General features: G+C 47.4%; 1 protein-coding gene. It reads left to right on the top strand.

The features are described 5' to 3' along the window. A partial coding sequence (locus KH400_RS30000) for a hypothetical protein (protein ID WP_217228292.1) occupies nucleotides 1–386 on the top strand: 386 nt, incomplete at both ends.

Below are 386 nucleotides of genomic sequence, written 5' to 3'. Positions count from 1 at the left end.
AGAAAGGAAAAAGGAGGGGAAAAAGAAGAGGGGGGGAGGAAAAGGAGAAGGGAAAAAAGGGAGAGAGAAAGAAAAAAGGAGAGGGGAAGAAAAAAGGGGGGGGAAAGGGGAGGAGAAGGAGAGAGAAGGAAAGGAGGGGAAAAAGGAAAGAAAAGGAGAAGAGGGAAGAAGGGAGGGGGGAGGGGGAGAAGGGAGAAAAGGGGAAGGAGGAGAAGGAAAGAAAGGAGAGAAGAGGGAAGGAGGAAAGAGGGGAAGAAAAAAGAAAGAGGGAAAAAGAAGGGGGGGAGGAGAGAAAAAAGGAGAGAAAAGGGGGAGAGGGAAAAGGGGGAGAAAGGGAGAAAAAGAGAGGGGGAAGAGAAAAGAAAAAAAAAAAAAGAAAGGAAAGA

Source organism: Desertibacillus haloalkaliphilus (genome assembly GCF_019039105.1).
Taxonomy (GTDB): Bacteria; Bacillota; Bacilli; order Bacillales; family KJ1-10-99; genus Desertibacillus; species Desertibacillus haloalkaliphilus.
This window is presented reverse-complemented; position numbering and strand designations above follow the sequence as displayed.